The 252-nt window shown below is 59.9% G+C and carries 1 protein-coding gene; it reads right to left on the reverse strand.

Features of this window, described 5'->3' with window-relative positions; translation table 11 throughout:
• Nucleotides 1-252, reverse strand: a 252-nt coding sequence (locus tag SCA31_RS24605) for a hypothetical protein (RefSeq protein ID WP_410699587.1), incomplete at both ends; no start/stop codon positions are given.

A 252-nucleotide genomic window follows, 5' to 3' on the forward strand; every position in this document is an offset into this window, starting at 1 on the left:
GTGCGCTGCCTGCGAATAATCGATCGTGTCGAACCCGCCTTCACCGCGATACTCGTCATCAGATGCACCGGCTGCCGCGACCACGATATCGTCGCCGTCTCCGGTGCAGAGAAGATCGGCGCCCTCATTATCATGCAGGGTGTCATCGCCGTCCCCGGTCTTGATGATCTCGAAATTGCTGATGCTGTCGTTGCCGATCTCTTCACCCGTCGCATCAGCGGCCGCGAGATCGACGACGATCGACATGACCGC

This window comes from Chryseobacterium sp. SIMBA_028, assembly GCF_046535285.1.
Classification (GTDB): domain Bacteria; phylum Bacteroidota; class Bacteroidia; order Flavobacteriales; family Weeksellaceae; genus Chryseobacterium.